16 protein-coding genes are annotated in these 19,503 nt (G+C 55.7%); 14 read left to right on the forward strand and 2 right to left on the reverse strand.

Annotated elements, in window-relative coordinates; all coding sequences use genetic code 11:
• Nucleotides 1–175 (reverse strand): transposase (locus RW092_RS22925; RefSeq protein WP_486187856.1); only part of this gene is annotated, 175 nt, incomplete at its 3' end.
• Between the two features lie 397 nt (nt 176–572).
• Here RW092_RS22925 and RW092_RS22930 point away from each other — a divergent pair.
• Together RW092_RS22930 and RW092_RS22935 are read left to right on the forward strand one after the other, a co-directional pair.
• The gene (locus tag RW092_RS22930) at nt 573–1,478 is read left to right on the forward strand and encodes a selenium metabolism-associated LysR family transcriptional regulator (RefSeq protein ID WP_036624348.1); all 906 of its coding nucleotides are present in this window, start codon (nt 573–575) and stop codon (nt 1,476–1,478) included.
• A 30-nt stretch (nt 1,479–1,508) separates the two neighbouring features.
• The gene (locus RW092_RS22935; RefSeq protein WP_316011385.1) at nt 1,509–2,390 is read left to right on the forward strand and encodes a PHP domain-containing protein; all 882 of its coding nucleotides are present in this window, start codon (nt 1,509–1,511) and stop codon (nt 2,388–2,390) included.
• 77 nt (nt 2,391–2,467) lie between these two features.
• Here RW092_RS22935 and RW092_RS22940 read toward each other — a convergent pair whose 3' ends face one another.
• On the reverse strand, nt 2,468–4,231 hold the full coding sequence (locus tag RW092_RS22940) for an Rqc2 family fibronectin-binding protein (RefSeq protein WP_028538321.1): 1,764 nt from the start codon (nt 4,229–4,231) through the stop codon (nt 2,468–2,470).
• 199 nt (nt 4,232–4,430) lie between these two features.
• Here RW092_RS22940 and RW092_RS22945 point away from each other — a divergent pair, with 199 nt between their 5' ends.
• The 12 genes from RW092_RS22945 (at nt 4,431) to rsmB (ending at nt 19,364) form a co-directional block, all read left to right on the forward strand.
• Nucleotides 4,431–7,235, forward strand: a complete 2,805-nt coding sequence (locus RW092_RS22945) for a calcium-translocating P-type ATPase, SERCA-type (RefSeq protein ID WP_016311610.1) — start codon at nt 4,431–4,433, stop codon at nt 7,233–7,235.
• A gap of 72 nt (nt 7,236–7,307) precedes the next feature.
• Complete coding sequence (gene dapF / locus RW092_RS22950) at nt 7,308–8,144, forward strand: diaminopimelate epimerase (RefSeq protein ID WP_028538319.1); 837 nt, start codon at nt 7,308–7,310, stop codon at nt 8,142–8,144.
• 233 nt (nt 8,145–8,377) lie between these two features.
• Nucleotides 8,378–10,303 (forward strand): bifunctional homocysteine S-methyltransferase/methylenetetrahydrofolate reductase, encoded by a 1,926-nt coding sequence (locus RW092_RS22955; protein ID WP_316011386.1) that lies wholly within the window; start codon nt 8,378–8,380, stop codon nt 10,301–10,303.
• 32 nt (nt 10,304–10,335) lie between these two features.
• Nucleotides 10,336–11,223: a YicC/YloC family endoribonuclease gene (locus RW092_RS22960; protein WP_016311613.1), complete on the forward strand. Its 888-nt coding sequence runs from the start codon at nt 10,336–10,338 to the stop codon at nt 11,221–11,223.
• Nucleotides 11,224–11,276: 53 nt separating this feature from the next.
• Complete coding sequence (remA, locus tag RW092_RS22965; protein ID WP_009225246.1) at nt 11,277–11,537, forward strand: extracellular matrix/biofilm regulator RemA; 261 nt, start codon at nt 11,277–11,279, stop codon at nt 11,535–11,537.
• Between the two features lie 13 nt (nt 11,538–11,550).
• Complete coding sequence (gene gmk, locus RW092_RS22970; protein ID WP_016311614.1) at nt 11,551–12,129, forward strand: guanylate kinase; 579 nt, start codon at nt 11,551–11,553, stop codon at nt 12,127–12,129.
• 50 nt (nt 12,130–12,179) lie between these two features.
• On the forward strand, nt 12,180–12,404 hold the full coding sequence (rpoZ, locus tag RW092_RS22975; protein ID WP_016311615.1) for a DNA-directed RNA polymerase subunit omega: 225 nt from the start codon (nt 12,180–12,182) through the stop codon (nt 12,402–12,404).
• Nucleotides 12,405–12,512: 108 nt separating this feature from the next.
• Nucleotides 12,513–13,733: a bifunctional phosphopantothenoylcysteine decarboxylase/phosphopantothenate--cysteine ligase CoaBC gene (gene coaBC / locus RW092_RS22980; protein WP_127575111.1), complete on the forward strand. Its 1,221-nt coding sequence runs from the start codon at nt 12,513–12,515 to the stop codon at nt 13,731–13,733.
• The gene (gene priA, locus RW092_RS22985) at nt 13,730–16,294 is read left to right on the forward strand and encodes a primosomal protein N' (protein ID WP_316011387.1); all 2,565 of its coding nucleotides are present in this window, start codon (nt 13,730–13,732) and stop codon (nt 16,292–16,294) included. Before coaBC ends, priA begins: the two co-directional genes overlap by 4 nt.
• A gap of 106 nt (nt 16,295–16,400) precedes the next feature.
• Nucleotides 16,401–16,883 carry a peptide deformylase gene (gene def / locus RW092_RS22990; RefSeq protein WP_009225251.1) on the forward strand — a complete coding sequence of 161 codons (483 nt, stop codon included), beginning with the start codon at nt 16,401–16,403 and terminating at the stop codon, nt 16,881–16,883.
• Nucleotides 16,884–16,893: 10 nt separating this feature from the next.
• Nucleotides 16,894–17,847, forward strand: a complete 954-nt coding sequence (gene fmt / locus RW092_RS22995; protein ID WP_028538315.1) for a methionyl-tRNA formyltransferase — start codon at nt 16,894–16,896, stop codon at nt 17,845–17,847.
• The gene (gene rsmB, locus RW092_RS23000; RefSeq protein ID WP_028538314.1) at nt 17,844–19,364 is read left to right on the forward strand and encodes a 16S rRNA (cytosine(967)-C(5))-methyltransferase RsmB; all 1,521 of its coding nucleotides are present in this window, start codon (nt 17,844–17,846) and stop codon (nt 19,362–19,364) included. The genes fmt and rsmB overlap by 4 nt, the downstream gene beginning before the upstream one ends.
• The last annotated feature ends 139 nt before the right edge of the window (nt 19,365–19,503 follow it).

Genomic DNA, 19,503 nt, shown 5'->3' on the forward strand with positions numbered 1-19,503 from the left:
CGCATTCAAATAAAGGAATATGTCGAGTGGACAGACGGGTGCACTCGGTATAAGCGCAGCGCGGGCAGACAAAGCCATTTGGCCACTTCATCGCGATGATCGCCTCGATGCAGTCGGCTTCATTTTGAAAACGACGGCTGATAGCTTGATGCTCCGTATTCATGCCTAATTTCATGTCCGCTTCCTCCATTAAATGCGTACATACGTTCTCTTTTCTAAATTATACCAAACGTACGTTCTATTATCAAGAAAAAAATACCACATTGACCATCCGATATTCAGAGGTTGATCGGATTTCCGGGTAACCTCCTTACCATCGGGCCTATCGGCCCCTCTTTTCTGAACAAAGGGGATAATGGTGCGAAAAGGCCGGTAAGAAGAAGATGATCCTCCTGAATCTCCCTCTTCTGAGCAAAAGGGATAATGGTGCAAAAGAGGCGCACAAGACTATATACAAGCGCGTTTTTTTGATCCTGCATCAAATTCATGGTACGGGCACTTTATGTAGTTGGGGCGAGCATGCTATTGTTAATGGAGAGCTTTGCAATGGAGAGAAAGGGGAGTGCCGGACGATGGCGTTAAACTATCACCAGCTTCATATTTTCTATACGGTGGCGCAGCGTGGCAGCTTCTCGGCTGCAGCCCAGGCCCTGCACATGACTCAGCCTGCGGTTACGATGCAAATCCAATCGCTGGAAGATTACTTCGGCACCAAGCTACTGATCCGTTCTACCAAAAGAATCGAATTAACGGAAGCCGGACAAACTTTAATGCCGTTTGCTCGCCAAAGCGTTGAGTTAATTCGTGAAACGGAGCAGGCCATGTCGCGGCATACGTCAATGCTGGAAGGGCGGCTTCAGCTCGGCTCCAGCTTGACGATCGGGGAATATGTCCTTCCTCGGCTCCTAGGTCCGTTTGGGCAGCGATATCCTCATATTTCAATTGTGATGAAGGTAATCAATACGACGCAAATCATTGAGGAGATTCTGAATCACCAACTGAATTTTGGGTTAGTTGAGGCACCGGTTCAACATCCGGATTTGGTATCTGAACCTGTCATGGAGGATGAGCTTAAGCTGATTGTTCCCGCCGGTCACCCGCTGTCAGGGAGAAGGTCCGTAACGGTGGAGGAAGCGATTCATTACCCCTTTGTACTGCGGGAAAAAGGCTCTGGCACCCGTCAGGTGATGGAGGATGAATTGCGGAGATGCGGCGTTGACATCAACCAACTTCGTACTGTGATGGAGCTTGGCAGCACGGGGGCGGTAAAATCAGCCGTCGAGGCCGGGATCGGCATCACAATTATTTCGCCTTCTTCCGTTAAGCATGAGCAGGCGCTGGGACTGCTGGAGGTGCTGGATATTGAAGGGTTGTCTTTTAAACGGATGTTTTATTCGATTCATTTGAAGTCGACGCTGTTGCCGGTCACCGCAGTGACGTTTTTGACTTTTCTGCGGGAAAATTCACAAACTGCATAAAACCATTGAGAAAATGAAGGATGGGATCACATGAAACCATTGGCAGACGAACGTTACGACCTTCATTCACATACCCAAGCTTCGGACGGGATGAATAAGCCGGCGGAAAACGTAAGGCTGGCCAAGGAAAAAGGGCTCACTGGCTTGGCTATCACAGATCACGATACCGTTGCCGGGATTGGGGAAGCATTGCTGGCTGGGCAGGAGCTTGGCGTGGACGTTGTCCCCGGCATTGAAATCAGCACAAGGGCCGGGGGCAAAGACATCCATGTGTTGGGATACTTCCTGGATTACGAGGATGAGCAGCTTCAGGAGCGCTTGGCCCGGCTGCGTTCGGTTCGGGAGGAGCGAAATCATCTAATTATCGCGAAGCTGCAGCAGTTAGGCGTTGAGATTACGATGGAGGAAGTGCAAGCTGGGCTGGACCGGCCGCTGCGTCCGGGGGAAAGCCTAGGCCGGCCTCATATCGCAGATGCCCTTGTTCGCAAGGGATATGTATCGGATATGCGCGAGGCTTTTGATCGATATTTAGCCGAAGGCAAACCCGGCTATGCTTCTCTGCCGCGCATAGCACCGGAAGAGGCCATCATGTGGATTCATGAGGGAGGCGGCGCGGCAGTGTTAGCGCATCCGGGCTTATACGGGGACGACGAGTTGGTACGGTCAATCCTGGAGCACGGGAAGCCGGATGGGATTGAAGTGTACCATTCTGACCACGGCCCAGAAGAGGAGAGCCGTTATACCGCCATGGCCGAGCAGTACGGGCTAATCGTTACCGGGGGATCTGATTATCACGGTGTGCGGCAGGGGGTTGTTTTTCACGGTGATTTAGGTGGACGCACGGCACCGCCGGGTACGGTGGAACGGTTGAAACAGGCGGCAGAGGCGGTCAGACGGACTGCAAAGAACTGAAAAAACGGTGTTCCAAAGGGTCTATACATCTATGGACCCTAATGGAACACCGTTTTTGATTGGGCTACCAATAGCCATCAGCCGTTCTTCACCGTGTTTGGCAACGATTTAATAAGCTGCTCATCCGGCGTGACATACAACGTCCGTTGGTGGTCATAAATGACGAAGCCGGGCTTGGCGCCGTTTGGCTTGCGGACGTAGCGGATGAGCGTGCAGTCCACCGGAACGCTGCTGGATTGCTTCGCCTGGCTGAAATAAGCGGCAAGTTGCGCGGCCTCATTCAGCGTTGCGTCTCCGTATGACTCGCTGCGGATCAGGACGTGGGAACCCGGGATATCCTTCGTATGGAGCCAAGTATCGTTGGGTTTGCCGAGCCGGTTGGTGACGTATTCGTTTTGCAGGTTGTTTTTGCCGACGTAAATTTCGATGCCCTCCGACGAAGTATAGACGTGCAGCGTCGGACGGTCGTTCTTTTTCTTCTTCTTGCCCCGCTTGGCCCGGTCTCGCAAATATCCCTGCTGAGTCAACTCCTCGCGGATTTCGTCGATATCGCTTAACGTCGCATCGTTTAACTGCTGCAGCAAGCCGTCGAGGTAAGCAATTTCCTCTTTCGCCAGCTTCATCTGTTCTTCGATGACCGCGAGACTGTTCTTAAATTTGTTGTACTTCTTAAAATACCGCTGGGCGTTCTCCGATGGGGTTAGCAGCGGATCCAGTGGAATCGTCTCCATTTTCTGCTCTTCATCGTAGTAGTTGATCAGCTCCACGCTGGTGTCCCCTTTGCGAATCGCATGCAACGAAGGCAGCAGCAACTCACCCCAGATGCGGTAACGTTCGGCATCCTCGGCTTCGCTTAGATCCTTCTCCAGGTTGGTCAGCTTCTTGATGTTTTTGTTTCGCTCGTTTTGCAGGAAGCGCAGCAGGTCGCTCGTCTTCTGTTTGACCGTATCCCGCAGCGCTTTATCCCCGTAGTAATCTTCCATGCATTCACTGATCGAAGAATAGGTGCGAATCTCCCCGTGGGCGCTTGTGAGACGGACGGCGGAGAAGATGCTTTTTCCTTTGGCGTTTTCGCCGGTCATGGGGGAATAGTTCTGGCTGCGAACCTCCTCCATCAATCCGTTAAAAGCCCCCCATAACCGCTCCGCCTCCTCCGGGTTAAGCCCGATCTCGGCTGCAATGCCGCTGACTCCGGCGCGGGCGTAGATTTCGCCGGCGATCAGCGGGCTGAGCCCGGCGAAGGCATCGACCAGCCAGTTGCTGCCTTTGCCTTCGGCTGTTGCCGCTTGCCAGGCGCCCATAAACGCCGCCCGATCCGCTTCGAGCGGATGAAGCTTGTGCTGCTCTGGCGGCGCGGTATAGGCGAAGCCGGGCATGACGACCCGATAGCCGGAAATGGCCGGCGTCACGTGATGTATCCCGTCCAACTGGGTGCCGGTGGCGGGGTCAACCAAGATGATGTTGCTGTGCCGTCCCATCAATTCGATGATGATCCGCTTGATGGATAAATCTCCAAGCTCATCGCGAGTACGGACGTCGATATGGATGATCCGCTCCATGCCGACCTGCGTCACCGCTTCGATGGTCCCGCCTTCGCAGTGCTTGCGCAGCAGCATGCAGAACATCGGTGCCTCCAACGGATTCGGAAATGAACTTTCCGTGAAATGAATCCGCGGGTATGTCGGATTCGCCGACAGCAGGAGCCGCTTATTGCCCGCATGCGTGCGCAAGTGAAAGACGAGGTCGCTTTCTGCGGGCTGGTGTATTTTATTGATGCGACCGCCGATGCAGGCTTGCAATTCGTGTACGATCGCTCGGGTTACGATGCCGTCGAGTGCCATTTTATGATAATCTCCTGTTCTGAAACTGTGGTATAAAAACGGCGGCTTCACGAGAAAGCCCCCTTCTATGATGCCATACTTCGGGCAAAAACTTAAGGGCTCCCCTGTGATAATTTGGGACTGGCTGGAATACATTTACCCTAGGTGGAAAAGCCTTCACGCCGATACTGCATAATAAACGGAAGGGGAATTAAGGAGGATGGAACAAAAAAACTGGCACCAGTGGAGCAGTGATGCGCTTTTGCAACACTTCGGCGTCACGCGTGAACAGGGCCTGACCGATGAAGAAGCGCAGAAGAGACGCGAGGAATTTGGCTGGAACGAACTGAAGGAAGGAGAGCGCATCTCTCCGATTCTGCTGTTCCTGAACCAGTTCAAGGATTTTATGATGCTGGTGCTGATGGGTGCCACGCTGATATCCGGTTTTCTCGGCGAGTATCTGGATGCCGTCACCATCATCGCCATCATCATTCTGAACGGGGTGCTTGGATTTATCCAAGAATTCCGTGCGGAGCGTTCCCTGCGGGCATTAAAAGAACTGTCCGCGCCCCATGCCAATGTGCTGCGCCAAGGCGTCGTCAAGCATATTCCTGCCAGAGAGCTTGTTCCAGGGGATATTGTCCTGCTGGAAAGCGGGGACCGGATTCCGGCTGATATCCGGTGGTTATCTACGAACAGCTTGGACGTGGAAGAATCTGCATTGACTGGCGAATCGCATCCGGTGGGCAAACATGCGGGGGTGCTTAGTGAAAGCGACGTCCCGCTGGGCGATCAGAAGAACATCGGCTTCATGGGCACGATGATTACCCGCGGGACGGGCCGGGGGATCGTGATCCGCACGGGCATGGACACCGAGATGGGGAAAATCGCCGATTTAATCCAAAATACCGAAGTCCAAGAAACCCCGCTGCAACGGCGTCTGGAGCAGCTCGGCAAAATTTTGATTTATGTGGCGCTCGGTTTGACCGTCGTTGTGGTGCTGCTGGGGATTCTGCAGGGACAGCCGGCAGCCAGCATGTTCTTCGCCGGAGTGAGTCTCGCCGTGGCTGCGATCCCGGAAGGTCTGCCAGCCATCGTGACGATCGCGTTGGCACTAGGCGTGCAGCGTATGATCAAACGCAAGGCGATCGTCCGCAAGCTGCCGTCGGTGGAAACGCTGGGCTGCGCTACGGTCATCTGTTCGGACAAGACCGGCACGCTGACTCAAAACAAAATGACCGTAACCCGGGTGTGGCTGGAAGGCCGGTCGCTGGAAGTGACAGGCGAGGGCTACGAGCCGGTTGGCAATATTCTGGACCAAGGCAAGCCAGTCGATATGCGCAATGATCAAAGCTTGCGCCGGTTGTTGCAGATCAGCGCGCTGTGCAGCAATGCGGTGATCTATGAGGACGATCCGGAGAAGCGCGGCCGCCGCAAGACGAAGGAGGAAGCCGCTGCAGGTGGTTCGGTCTGGAAGCTGAAGGGCGATCCAACCGAGGGAGCGTTGGTAACGCTGGCGTCCAAAATGGGAATGACGCCGGGAACCTTGAGCGGAATGTATGTCCGCGATCAGGAGTTTCCTTTTGATTCCAAGCGGAAGCGGATGTCCGTCATCGTCTCCCATCAAGGCGGCAAAATGGCGCTTGTCAAAGGGGCACCGGATATGTTGCTTGAACGCTGCTCTTATATCCTGTGGGATGGCAAAGTGGTGCCTTTCACCGGCACGTTCCGGCAGAAAGTGCAAGCAGCCAACGAACAAATGGCCCGCAGTGCCCTTCGGGTGCTTGGGCTGGCCTACCGCGATTTGAAGCCAACCGAGGGGGCGGAGCATGAAGATCAAGTGGAATCCCAACTGATCTTCGTAGGCCTTACCGGCATGATCGATCCGCCGCGCCGCGAAGTGCGGGACGCGATTACCGTCTGCCGCCGGGCAGGTATCAAGACGGTGATGATCACCGGCGACCATGGGCTGACCGCCGAAGCGATCGCCGCCGATCTGGGTATTTTGCCGCGGGGCGGCACCTCGATGTCAGGCCAGCAGCTGGAGATGCTGAGCGACGAGGAGCTGGAGAAGCAGGTAGAGCACACCTACGTCTACTCCCGGGTGTCGCCGGAGCATAAGCTGCGGATCGTGAAGGCGCTGCAGCGGAACGGGCATGTGGTGGCGATGACCGGCGATGGCGTAAACGATGCGCCGGCCATCAAAGCCGCTGATATCGGCATCGCCATGGGCATGACCGGCACCGACGTCTCCAAAGAAGCGTCCTCGCTCATCCTCAGTGATGACAATTTCACGTCGATCGTCGCTGCAATTGAGGAAGGACGCAGCATTTATGAGAACATTCGCAAGTTTATTCGTTATTTGCTGGCCTCCAATGTCGGCGAAATTCTGACGATGTTCTTCGCCATGCTGGCAGGCTTGCCGCTGCCGCTGCTGCCGATCCAGATTTTGTGGGTGAACCTGGTGACCGACGGTTTGCCAGCGATGGCACTCGGTGTCGATCAACCGGAAAAAGACTTGATGGAACACAAGCCGCGCGGCAAGAACGAAAATATTTTTGCCCGTCGGTTAGGGTGGAAGATCATCAGCCGCGGCGTGCTGATCGGCGTATGTACGCTGGGGGCGTTCTGGCTGACGCTGCGCCATGCGCCGTCGGATCCGGCCCAACTGGTCAAAGCGCAATCCGTCGCCTTCGCGACGCTGGTTATGGCGCAGCTGATCCATGTGTTTGATTGCCGCAGCTCGCGGTCGATTTTCCATCGTAACATTTTGCAAAATAAATATTTAGTGGCCGCCGTCCTGTCGTCGATTGTGCTGCTGCTTGGCGTCATGTACATTGAACCGCTTCAGCCGATCTTCAAAACGGTACCGCTTGGCACGCGGGAGTGGGCAATCACGCTGGTGGCCGCAGGCATTCCGACCTTCCTAATGGGCGCGGGCAGCGTCTGGTCAGGCAATCGGAAACGGCGCAGCAGTGGACCGCGTCCCTTTGTTACCGCGAAAAGTACAAACATTCGTGCATAAAATCAATAGCTTTTCTACCGGGCAAAGGCGTAGACTAACCCTATCATCCAACGATGCAGGAGTGGGGTTAGCATGGAATTTACAAAAATGCATGGACTAGGTAACGATTTTCTCGTATTTTATGGTGAACAACAGCTGCCGGATAACGTATCCGAACTGGCGATCCGGTGGTGTGACCGATATTTTGGCGTTGGCGGGGACGGATTGGTATTTATTCTCCCGTCGGACAAAGCGGATTTTAAAATGCGGATTATTAACTCGGACGGTACGGAAGCAGAACAATGCGGCAACGCGATTCGCTGCGTAGCCAAATACGTCTATGACAACCGTCTGGTGGATAAAGACAGCGTAACGATTGAAACGTTGGGAGCAGGCGTTCAGCAAGTGACCTTGCAGGTCGAAGACGGTGTGGTCAAGACGGTGCGGGTCGACATGGGCGAACCGATCCTGGACGGCCTGACAATTCCAACGACGCTGAATCAAAATCCGATAGTAAGCCAGCCGATTGAGACGGACGGTCAAGAATTTAAGTTTACGGCCGTCTCGATGGGCAATCCACATTGCGTCATCTATGTGGATGATGCGCCGAATTTCGAAGTGACCACGTGGGGACCGAAGCTGGAGGTACATCCATACTTCCCGCGCAAGATCAACGTAGAATTCGCCACGGTGACGAATCGTGAGCGGGTGGAGATGCGCGTATGGGAACGCGGGGCAGGCCCAACGCTGGCTTGCGGTACGGGCGCTTGCGCTACGCTGGTGTCCTCCGTCCTAAACGGATTGACGGATCGCGCCGCCTGGATAGGACTCAAGGGCGGAGACTTGTTCATCGAATGGGATGAACGCGACAATCATGTCTATATGACGGGGCCAGCCGAAGCGGTATACAAAGGTAACGTCGAAGTTTAAGTCGGAGTTTACGTGGTCGAAATAATCGAAGCATAACGTTCATCCGAGAGGATGATGAACAATCGCCGGGTTCCCTGATCGGGAGTCCGGCTTTTTTTACGGTAACTACCAGCGATCTTCACCGGCGATACCTTATCAATCAGAACGATTTATGATAAATTAATATGATAATAGTTTGCGCCGGGATTGATTCATAATGCGAGTTAACTTCACGGCAGTCAGGGGGCAGAAGCATGAAACCGGATTTGCGTGCGACTTTGGAGCGCGAAGTTATTGTCGGCGACGGGGCCATGGGGACGTATTTGTACCAATTGGGTTTTCCGGTCGGCATTTCTTATGAAGAATTTAATTTGCTGCGCCCCGACGTGATCGGCGACATCCATCGCCGCTATCTCGATGCTGGGGCAAGGCTGTTGGAAACCAATACGTTTTCGGCAAATTACTATAAATTGTCTAAATTCGGACTGGAGGCCAAGGTGGAGGATATCAACCGGGCTGCAGTACGGATCGCGAAGCAAGCCGCGGGCGAACGTGCGTATGTTGCAGGAGCGGTTGGTTCCATCCGCGGCGGCAAGCGGGCGAACGTCACCGACCAAGAGCTTGGCAAATATTTTGAGCAGCAAATTGCTGCTTTGCTGAGCGAAGGGGTGGATGCGCTGCTGTTCGAGACGTTTTACGACCTTGGAGAAATGCGAATCGCTTTGGGACAAGCTCGCAAGCTGACGGATGTTCCGGTGATTTGCCAGTTCGCCGTCGATCAAATCGGACGCACGCTGGACGGATTTACGATTCCAGATGCGTTTGGAGCGGTGGTTGAGGAAGGGGCGGACGTGGTTGGCTTCAACTGCCATTCCGGTCCAAAAGGAATCATGGGTGTGATGGATGACGTGGAGGGGCCGCTCAACGTGCCGATGTCCGTTTTCCCCAATGCAGGTTTGGCGGACTATATCGATGGAGAATATGTATATGGAGCGACTCCGGATTATTTTGGAAAGTGTGCCCGTGCTTTCGCCGATTTAGGGGCGAGATTGATTGGAGGCTGCTGCGGTACGACACCGGAGCATATTGCCGCGATGGCCAAAGCCTTGGAAGGGTACGCTGCTCAGCCGCTGGCGAAGGAACAGAAGCTGCCTAAGCCGCATCTGTCTGCTAGCCTATCAATCAACGAGCAGTCGAATGCCGTACCTGTCGCCTCCAGCGACAAGGGGGCTGTATCCGGCGGCGGGGAGAACCACAAGCTTCCGAGCTTGACCGAGCTCGTGAAAGAACGGCATACCGTTATCGTTGAGTTGGATCCGCCGCGCGACCTGGATATCGGGAAATTTATGGAGGGCGCAGCTGCTCTGAAAGAAGCGGGCATCGATGCGCTTACGCTGGCGGATAACTCGCTGGCGGTGACGCGGATGAGCAACATGGCGCTTGGACATCTCGTCCAGTCTCAGCTTGGCGTAAGACCGCTGGTGCACATCGCCTGCCGGGACCGCAATCTCATCGGTACACAGTCGCATATGATGGGATTCGATGCGCTGGGCATCGACCACGTGCTCGCGGTGACGGGCGACCCTGCCCGCTTTGGCGATTTGCCGGGAGCGAGCTCAGTGTACGACTTGACGTCATTTGAGATCATTCGGATGATCAAGCAGTTGAATGAAGGGATTTCTTTTTCCGGGAAGCCGTTAAAGCAAAAAGCCAAATTCGTCGTAGGCGCCGCGTTTAATCCGAATGTAAAGCATTTGCACAAAGCGGTGGAGCGGCTGGAGAAGAAGATCGCCTCCGGCGCGGATTACATCATGACTCAGCCGGTATACGATCCGGAGCTGATCGTGGCGATCAAGCAGGCAACGGCGCATTTGGACGTGCCGATCTTCATCGGCATTATGCCGCTGGCCAGTGGCAAGAACGCTGAATACTTGCATAATGAGGTGCCTGGAATCCAGCTGTCGGATGAAGTTCGCAAGCGGATGGAGGGCCTGCAAGGTGAAGAGGGACGGGCGATGGGCGTTGAGATCGCCAAAGAGCTGCTCGATACGGCGATGGAGCATTTTAACGGAATTTATCTCATGACGCCGTTTATGTTCTATGAAATGAATGTCGCATTAACGAATTATATTCGCGAGAAGTCCAAACGGGGCTCGGCCCACTTGTCTCGGTTGTCATAATCAATTACAATAGGGTAACGGATGTGATGCCTATGTCGCACAGTATGACTGGGTACGGTGGGGCCGTCAGATCATATGGCGGTTACGTCGTCCAATTTGAAATCAAGTCCGTCAACCATCGGTATGCTGAGGTTGTTCTGCGGATGCCGCGGGAATGGACGTGCTACGAAGACGGACTAAGGCGTCTGGTTCAGCGCCATATCAAACGGGGACGCATTGATGTATACATCAGTAAAGAACGCGATGAATCCGGCACCCTTCCTTACGTATTAAACCGTCCGGTCGTCGAAGCATACCTGAAGGCAGCGGGTGAGCTCGCCAAGCACTACGGTGTTGACGCGAAGCTAAGCGCCAAAGATTTGCTATCTCTGCCGGATGTCTTGACGACGCCCGAGGAAGCAGCTCCGGCCGGCAGTGCTGATCCCGGATGGGAACAGGTGCTGACCGAAGGCTTGGAGGAAGCGCTGATTGGGCTTTTGGGCATGCGGGAACGGGAAGGGAAGCATTTGGCCGCCGATTTGGGTGCGCGACTGCAGCGGCTGGAAGCGATCCATGGCGAACTGGTTCGGTTGGCTCCGGAAGTTGTGAAAGAGTACCGAACCCGTCTGAAGAATCGGCTAACCGAACTGCTGGACGGGAACTACGACGAGCAGCGATTTGCGATGGAAGTGGCCGTGTTTGCGGACCGGTCGAACATCGACGAGGAACTGATTCGGCTGAAGAGTCACTTCGAACAGTGCCGCAGTCTGCTTCAAGCTTATGAACCGGTAGGGCGCAAGCTGGATTTTCTCATACAGGAAATGAACCGGGAAACCAATACGATTGGATCTAAAGCCAATCATTTGGCTCTAGTCAACCTGGTTGTCGAGATGAAGGCTGAGTTAGAGAAGATCCGCGAGCAGGCGGCGAATCTCGAGTAAGCCATCTACCCGGCGCCGGGTGAGTGAAGCAAATTAGGGGGAACTACCTGAACATGGCAATTAAACTTATTAACATCGGCTTTGGTAATATCGTATCGGCCAACCGGATCATATCGATCGTCAGCCCCGAGTCTGCGCCGATCAAGCGGATCATTCAAGAAGCGAGAGATCGCCACATGCTGATCGATGCTACATACGGGCGGCGTACGCGCGCGGTGATCATCACGGACAGCGATCATGTGATATTATCGGCGGTCCAGCCAGAGACCGTCGCTCATCGTCTGTCCACCAAGGAAGAAGACAACGACGAATAAAATGGAGAGAGCTATGTCTAAAGGGTTACTTATCGTATTATCCGGACCGTCTGGCGTTGGCAAAGGAACAGTATGCACTGAGCTGCGCAAGCGGATGCCGGAGCTGGTTTATTCCGTCTCGGCCACCACACGGCAACCCCGAGCTGGGGAAGAGAACGGCGTCAATTATTTCTTCAAAACCCGTGAGCAATTCCAGGAAATGATCGAGAATGATCAGCTTCTGGAGTATGCGGAGTACGTCGGCAATTTTTACGGGACTCCCCGCGATTTCGTGGAGGAAACGCTGGCTGGCGGGAAGGATATCATTTTGGAAATCGAGGTTCAGGGAGCGCTCAAAGTGAAAGAGAAATTCCCTGAGGGCGTGTTCGTGTTCCTGCTTCCTCCATCGCTTGATGAACTGAAAGGCCGGATTCAAGGTCGGGGGACGGAGAACCAGGCGACGATCGATCATCGTATGAGCGTGGCAGCCCATGAGATCGGACTGATGGAGAATTATGATTACGCCGTCGTGAATGACGAGATCGATTTAGCTTGTCAGAGAATACAATCCATTATCATCGCGGAGCATTGCAGAATTCGCAAGTCGTGCTAGCTAACGCTTCATATGGCGATGAGTCCAAATAAGAAGAGGTGTTTTTGAACATGCTGTATCCATCGATTGACAAAATGCTTGGAAAAGTCGGCAGCAAATACTCTTTGGTTGTAGCGGCTTCCCGGCGCGCGAGACAGCTGCGTGAAGGGGAGAAGAGCGAACTGAAGCAACCGAAGTCGCACAAGCAAGTGGGCATTGCCCTCGAAGAGATCTACGGGGACTACATTAAGTTGAAACAAGATGACGTAGTGACGGAAGAGATCAACAAAGACTAACACCAGACTCGTTCAGAGAACAAAGCATATACGAAAGGCCTCCGGGCTTCTTTTTACGACAACCGCGAGGTTGTTATTTTTTTCGTTTGGGGAAAGCGAGGGATAGCGATGTTAACCGGCAAGAAGGTTTTGTTAGGCGTGACCGGCGGTATCGCCGCGTTCAAAGCGGCATCCTTGTGCAGCAAGCTGGTGAAGGAAGGCGCGGAGGTTCGCGTCATTATGACTCAATCTGCGACCAAATTTATCACAGAGCTGACGATGCAGGCGTTATCGAAAAATTTCGTATACACCGATACCTTTGACGAAAAACACGCCGATTCCATCGCACATATTAATTTGGCGGATTGGGCTGATCTGGTGCTGGTCGCTCCGGCCACCGCGAACATCATCGGCAAAATGGCAGCAGGGATCGCAGATGAGATGCTCTCGACGACGCTGCTGGCGACCCAGGCGCCAATTATGCTGGCACCGGCGATGAACGTCCACATGTACGAGCACCCGGCGGTTGTCCGGAATATGGCAGAGCTGACGGCGCGCGGCGTCATGATGATCGAGCCCGGCGAAGGCCTCCTGGCGTGCGGTTATGTCGGGAAAGGACGGATGGAGGAGCCGGAGTCGATCGTCCGGGTGGTAAAGGATTATTTTGCACGGGAAGCCCGTATCGAGCAGAAACCTTTGGCCGGCAAAAAAGTTGTCGTCACTGCGGGAGGGACCGTGGAACGAATTGACCCGGTTCGCTATATTACCAACGATTCCTCGGGAAAAATGGGCTTCGCCATCGCCAAAGCAGCACAGCGCCTCGGTGCGGAGGTCGTGTTGATCGCCGGGCATACGCAGGTAGAGCCTCCAGTTGGCATTTCGGTTACCCGCGTGCAGTCGGCTCGGGATATGTTCGAGGCGGTACAAGCCGTATGGGCGGATACCGACATCCTTGTTAAGGCCGCCGCCGTAGCGGATTACCGGCCGAAGGAAGCCGCTGAACAGAAAATCAAAAAAACCGGGGATTCGCTTGTGCTGGAGCTCGTAAAAAACATCGATATCCTGGAGACCCTAGGCAAACAAAAAACAACGCAGTTCCTGATCGGCTTTGCCGCTGAAACAGAAAATGTGGAGCAGTATGCCATGGATAAGCTGAAACGCAAAAACTGCGATCTTCTGGTTGCGAACGATGTGACCGTGCAGGGAGCGGGATTTGGTACTGAAACGAACATCGTGAATATCTACGACGCATCCGGCTTAGTTCGATCTGTGCCGCAGATGACCAAGGATGAAGTGGCGCTGCAGATTATGGAGCTGGCTGCCGAACGGTTGGCGGGAATTGACCGATGACCTACCGTATGGCCAAAGTGATTGTTGATGTGCCGAGCCGGGAAACCGACCGGCCTTTTGACTATTTAATCCCTGAATCGATGGCTGGCTGGATCGAGGTGGGCAGCCGGGTGGGTGTTCCGTTTGGGCGCCGTACGGTTCAGGGCTTTGTCGTGTCCTTACATGAGCAGCCGGAGATGGACCCGGCGCGGATGAAGCCGATTCAGGAGCTGCTTGACATGATGCCGCCGCTGCCGCCGGACCTGGTGGAATTAGCGGAATGGATGAGCCGCAAATATGCCTGCAGTCTCATTGCCGCGCTGCAAGCGATGATTCCGGCGGCGCTGAAGGGCAAGGCGGAGCGGTATATTCGCGTGGCGGATGACGCCGCTGAAGAAGGGGCGTTGACCGGGGCGGTTGGACGGGCAGAAGGCGAAACCAATATCTTCACGTTATCGCAGTTACTCACGCCGGCGGAAGAGGAAATTTTACGTTTCGTCCGAGCTTCCGACACCGTCACGATGAATCAGCTTGGCGCTAAATATCCGGAGGCTGCCGGCCTCATTAAAGATATGTTAGCCCGGGGCGTGCTGACGGAAAGCCAGGCGATCAAGGACAAGGTGCGCAAGAAGACGGTCAAAACCGTTGCTGCCGCAGTCAGCGGCGAGGCGGCGCAGGAGGCGCTCGCGTCGTTTGGCCCGCAGGCGCGTCGGCAAAAGGAAGTATTGCAATACCTGCTGGAGGTGGGGTTGCCGCAGTCGCTTCAAGACGTTCTGCAGGCGCTGCAGGTAACCGCCGGTACTGTGAAGAAGCTGGCGGAGAAGGGATTTGCCGTCATCGAGGATGTCGAGGTGTTCCGCGATCCGTACCAAGGCCGGCGCTTCCAGCGCAGTGAGCCGCTGCCGCGCACGCCGGAGCAGGAGTTGGTCTACCAACGTCTTGCGGAAACGCTGGACGCTCAGCGGCATGAAGTGTTCTTGCTGCACGGTGTGACGGGCAGCGGCAAAACCGAAGTGTACTTGCAGACGATCGAACGCTGCATTGCTTCGGGTCGCCAGGCGATCGTCCTCGTGCCGGAAATTTCGCTGACCCCGCAAATGGTCGAACGATTTAAGGGGCGCTTCGGCGCGAAGGTGGCGGTACTGCACAGCCGCTTGTCCACCGGCGAACGGTACGACGAATGGCGTAAAATCCGCGAAGGCCGCGTCGAAGTGGCGATTGGCGCACGCTCGGCGATCTTCGCCCCGTTCAGCAAGCTTGGGCTGATCGTAATGGACGAAGAGCATGAAACCTCCTATAAGCAAGAGGAAACGCCAAAATACCATGCCCGTGACGTAGCGGTGAGACGGGCCCGCCAGCATGGGGCTGCCGTGATTCTAGGTTCGGCCACGCCGTCGCTGGAAAGCTACCACGCGGCGCGTTCCGGAGGCGGCGAGTACGGGGAGTTCGCCCCGATTCTGCTGGAGATGAAGCAGCGTCCGGCTGGCAGCCGGCTGCCCGGCGTGCAAATCGTCGATATGCGTGAAGAGCTGAAGGAAGGCAATCGCTCGATGTTCAGCCGCGCGCTGCATCAAGGCATCGCCGCCCGGCTGGAGCGCGGGGAGCAAACCGTGCTGCTGCTGAACCGGCGGGGATATTCGACGTTTGTCATGTGCCGGACCTGCGGGTATGTGGCAAGTTGTCCGAATTGCGACATCTCGCTTACGTATCATCAGAAGTCAAACAACCTGCGTTGTCATTATTGCGGTTATGCGGAAGTCGCGCCCTCTGTGTGCCCGGAATGCGGCAGCGAGCATATCCGTTACTTCGGTACCGGAACCCAGCGGGTGGAAGGTGAGCTGGCCAAGCTGTTTCCCGGCATCCGCGTCATTCGCATGGACGTCGATACCACTAGCGAAAAAGGCGCCCATGAGAAGCTGCTGCAGGCGTTCCGCGAGAAAAAGGGCGATGTCCTGCTAGGCACGCAGATGGTTGCGAAGGGGCTGGATTTTCCTGATGTGACGCTGGTCGGCGTCATCGCGGCGGATACGGCGCTGAATTTCCCGGATTTCCGGTCGGCGGAGAAGACGTTCCAGCTGCTCACGCAGGTTGCCGGGCGCGCAGGGCGGCACCAACTGCCCGGTGAGGTATTTATCCAGTCTTATATGCCAGAGCATTATTCGATTGTTCATGCCAGCGGCCACGATTATTTATCGTTTGTCCGCGAGGAGCTGAAGACGCGCAAGACGATGCATTATCCGCCGTACAGCCGGTTGATCCTGGTTACGCTGTCGCATGAGAAGTTGCCGCTGCTGCTGCGCATGGCTGAAAATTTTGCCGGCGATCTGCGGGCAAAAGCTCAACGCCAGGGATGGTTCGGCAGCCTGGATCGGTTCGTACCGGCGGCGCTGGACATACTTGGCCCGGTCGCTTCGCCGATCCCGCGAATCAAGAACCGTTACCGAATCCAATGCATGGTGAAATACCGCGGCGATCTTGATGCGGTAGGCCTGGTCCGGGAGACGGCCGCGGCAACGCTGGACCAATGGCGCGATGCAATGCTTCAGATCAGTATCGATGTCGATCCGCAAATGCTGATGTAAGCACGGAAGAAATGATCCATTTTTCATCCGCTAGCATATATTTGGGATAAAATAGGGAAAGAGCAAGAGAAACTATGAAAGTGATGACGGGAAAGGGAGTGCCATCATGGCGATTCGGATTATTGTGAAGGAACCGGATGAAGTGCTACATCAGGTAGCTAAAGAAGTGAAGAAGATTACGCCGAATATTCAAAAACTGTTGACGGATATGGCGGATACGATGTATGACGCGGAGGGCGTAGGTCTGGCTGCGCCGCAAATCGGCATCCTCAAGCGGGTGATCGTGGTTGATGTCGGCGATGAGCACGGACTGATTGAGTTGATCAATCCCGAGATCGTGTCCAAGGAAGGTGAGCAATTCGGGCCGGAAGGCTGCCTCAGTATTCCGGGATATCGCGGGGATGTTCGCCGTGCTATGACCGTTACCGTGAAGGGACTGGACCGCAACGGCAATGAAGTGACTTATACGGGCTCCGAGCTGCTAGCGCGCGCGTTCCAGCATGAAATCGACCATCTCAATGGTGTATTGTATACGGACATTGCGGAAAGAGTGTACGAAATTACCCCTGAGGGTGAAGAGAAGGAGTGAACAGCGCCCGATGAATATCGTATTTATGGGGACGCCGGCGTTTGCGGTGCCTTCGCTGGAAGGACTGCTGCGCGAAGGATACAACGTCGTAGGCGTGGTCACGCAGCCGGATCGGCCGCAGGGGCGCAAAAAAGTGCTGACGCCAACGCCGGTCAAGGAAGCCGCTTTGCGTCATGGGCTTCCGGTGCTGCAGCCGACGCGGATGCGTGCGCCGGAGGCGGTGGCGGAGGTCGCCGCTTTGCAGCCTGACTTGATCGTCACTGCAGCGTACGGTCAAATTTTGCCGAAGGGCGTGCTCGATCTGCCGAAGTACGGCTGCCTGAACGTGCACGGCTCGCTGCTGCCGAAATACCGCGGCGGGGCGCCGATCCAGCGGGCGATTATTAACGGCGAGAAAGAAACGGGCATCACCCTGATGTACATGGCTGAGGGGCTTGATACCGGCGATATGATCGCCAAGACGGTGGTGCCGATCGACGATGAGGATACGTCGGGGACGTTGTTCGAGAAGCTGAGCGAAGCCGGGGCACGACTGCTGCTGGAGCAGCTGCCGTTGATCCTTGACGGCAAGGCAGACCGGATTCCGCAGAACGATGCGGAAGCGACCTATGCACCAAATTTGACGCGGGAGGATGAGCGCATCGATTGGAGCGCGACCTCGCGGCAAATTTATGATCGCGTGCGGGGACTGGTGCCTTTTGCCGGCGGGTTTACGACCTGGAACGGCGAGGTCTTTAAGGTTTGGGCGGTGGCCAAACCTGCGGAGACAGGTGCCTCTGCGAATGGTAAGGCATCTGAACCCGCGCCGGGGACGGTGCTGGAGCTATCGGCGCAGGGCATCAAAGTGAAAACCGGGGACGGCGCGGTATGGCTGACCCGGGTGCAGCCCGCTGGTAAGAAGGCGATGGAGGCCGGCGATTTCATTCGCGGCGGCGTAATGCAAGTTGGGACGGTCTTGTCATGAGCGGCACCGAAAAGCGGCCGGGTTCAGGCTCGGGCGGTGGCAAAGGACCTGGAACCGGCGCGAAAACAGCTGGACAAGCCAGCCGCAGCGGGGGAGTAAATAAGCCGTCTGGCACGCCTTCATCCCGCGGGGGCGGCCGAAATCAGACGGCTGCATCGGCCCGCAGCGTAGCGCTTGAGGTGCTGACAGCCGTTGAGCAGGAAGGAGCCTACAGCAATTTACTGCTGAATGGAGCGCTGCAAAGGTCCGGATTAACCGGGCCGGACGCAGGCCTGGCTACCGAGCTCGTCTACGGCACCATACAGCGGTTGAACACGATCGATTATTTTCTCGAACAGTTTGTGACGAAGGGGCTCGCAAAATTAGCGCCTTGGGTGCGTAATCTGCTCCGGCTCAGCTTCTATCAGCTGCAATATCTGGACAGGATCCCTCCGCATGCCGCTGTGAACGAAGCGGTGAACCTGGCGAAACGCAAGGGGCATCAGGGGATATCCGGCATGGTGAACGGCGTGCTTCGCAACGTGCTGCGCCGCAAAGAGGAGTTGCATTTACCGGAGGGACTGGCCCCTGTGCAGCGCATTGCCCTGGAGCATTCGCACCCGGAATGGATGGTGGCGCTCTGGATCCGGCAATACGGCGAATCTGCCGCAGAGGCGATCTGCCGTGCCAACAATGAGCCGCCTTCGGTCAGCGTTCGGGTTAATCGCACGAGAGCGAGTCGGGACGAGGTGTTGCGCCTCATGGAGGAGCAAGGGTTGCGAGCCTCGGCCTCGCCGATCTCCCCGGACGGCATCGTTGTTCACAGCGGCGGCAATATGGCGCTGACCTTCTGGTACCGGGAAGGCTTGATTTCCGTTCAAGACGAAAGCTCCATGCTGGTTGCCGAAGCGTTGGATCCGCAGCCAGGGATGAATGTACTGGACTGCTGCGCTGCGCCTGGCGGCAAGACATGCCATATCGCTGAGATCATGAAAGGCCGCGGCCGGGTGCTGGCGAACGACATCCATCCGCACAAGGCGAAGCTGATCGAGGACCATGCCAAGCGGCTGGGGCTGGACAACGTCGATACGTTGTCAGGCGACGCTCTGAAGCTCGCGGAGCGGCTGGAGGCCGCTTCCTTCGACCGAATATTGCTGGACGCTCCTTGTTCCGGACTTGGCGTGATTCGCCGCAAGCCGGATTTGAAGTGGGCGAAGACGCCGGAGGACATCACGGAGATTACCGGCATCCAGAATGCACTGCTCGATTCGGTGAGCGGGCTGCTCAAGCCGGGCGGCTTGCTGGTCTACAGCACTTGCACGATTGAGCCGCGCGAAAATGCCGAGATGGTTGCCTCCTTCCTGAGCCGCCATCCGGAATTCGAGCTGGCGGATGAGCTGATCAGCTGGGAGGAACGTGGTGCTTTGGCAGCTGCCGCTGGGCGAGTCGAGGCTGGCCTGCAGATTTTGCCGCAGGACGCTCACTCAGATGGGTTTTATATTGTCCGACTTCGCAGGAAGTTGATAGAGAAGAATTGACATGCCAAGGTCAAGCAGCCGTTTGAAACGGCGGGCTTGGCCTTTTTGCGCCGCTGCTGTCGGAAGCTCGACTTTAGTCGGAAGCCAATTTATGATAAAATGGGAAGAATGAGTGGGTAACTTTTCAAAATCGAGATGG

The organism is Paenibacillus sp. 3LSP (assembly GCF_032465655.1).
In the GTDB taxonomy this organism is placed as follows: Bacteria; Bacillota; Bacilli; order Paenibacillales; family Paenibacillaceae; genus Fontibacillus; species Fontibacillus barengoltzii.

Bases quoted from the DNA above. Each gene is read 5' to 3' on its own strand.
- RW092_RS22930 (WP_036624348.1), top strand. From the start codon at position 573: ATGGCGTTAAACTATCACCAGCTTCATATTTTCTATACGGTGGCGCAG.
- RW092_RS22935 (WP_316011385.1), top strand. From the start codon at position 1,509: ATGAAACCATTGGCAGACGAACGTTACGACCTTCATTCACATACCCAA.
- RW092_RS22940 (WP_028538321.1), bottom strand. From the start codon at position 4,231: ATGGCACTCGACGGCATCGTAACCCGAGCGATCGTACACGAATTGCAA.
- RW092_RS22945 (WP_016311610.1), top strand. From the start codon at position 4,431: ATGGAACAAAAAAACTGGCACCAGTGGAGCAGTGATGCGCTTTTGCAA.
- dapF (WP_028538319.1), top strand. From the start codon at position 7,308: ATGGAATTTACAAAAATGCATGGACTAGGTAACGATTTTCTCGTATTT.
- RW092_RS22955 (WP_316011386.1), top strand. From the start codon at position 8,378: ATGAAACCGGATTTGCGTGCGACTTTGGAGCGCGAAGTTATTGTCGGC.
- RW092_RS22960 (WP_016311613.1), top strand. From the start codon at position 10,336: ATGTCGCACAGTATGACTGGGTACGGTGGGGCCGTCAGATCATATGGC.
- remA (WP_009225246.1), top strand. From the start codon at position 11,277: ATGGCAATTAAACTTATTAACATCGGCTTTGGTAATATCGTATCGGCC.
- gmk (WP_016311614.1), top strand. From the start codon at position 11,551: ATGTCTAAAGGGTTACTTATCGTATTATCCGGACCGTCTGGCGTTGGC.
- rpoZ (WP_016311615.1), top strand. From the start codon at position 12,180: ATGCTGTATCCATCGATTGACAAAATGCTTGGAAAAGTCGGCAGCAAA.
- coaBC (WP_127575111.1), top strand. From the start codon at position 12,513: ATGTTAACCGGCAAGAAGGTTTTGTTAGGCGTGACCGGCGGTATCGCC.
- priA (WP_316011387.1), top strand. From the start codon at position 13,730: ATGACCTACCGTATGGCCAAAGTGATTGTTGATGTGCCGAGCCGGGAA.
- def (WP_009225251.1), top strand. From the start codon at position 16,401: ATGGCGATTCGGATTATTGTGAAGGAACCGGATGAAGTGCTACATCAG.
- fmt (WP_028538315.1), top strand. From the start codon at position 16,894: ATGAATATCGTATTTATGGGGACGCCGGCGTTTGCGGTGCCTTCGCTG.
- rsmB (WP_028538314.1), top strand. From the start codon at position 17,844: ATGAGCGGCACCGAAAAGCGGCCGGGTTCAGGCTCGGGCGGTGGCAAA.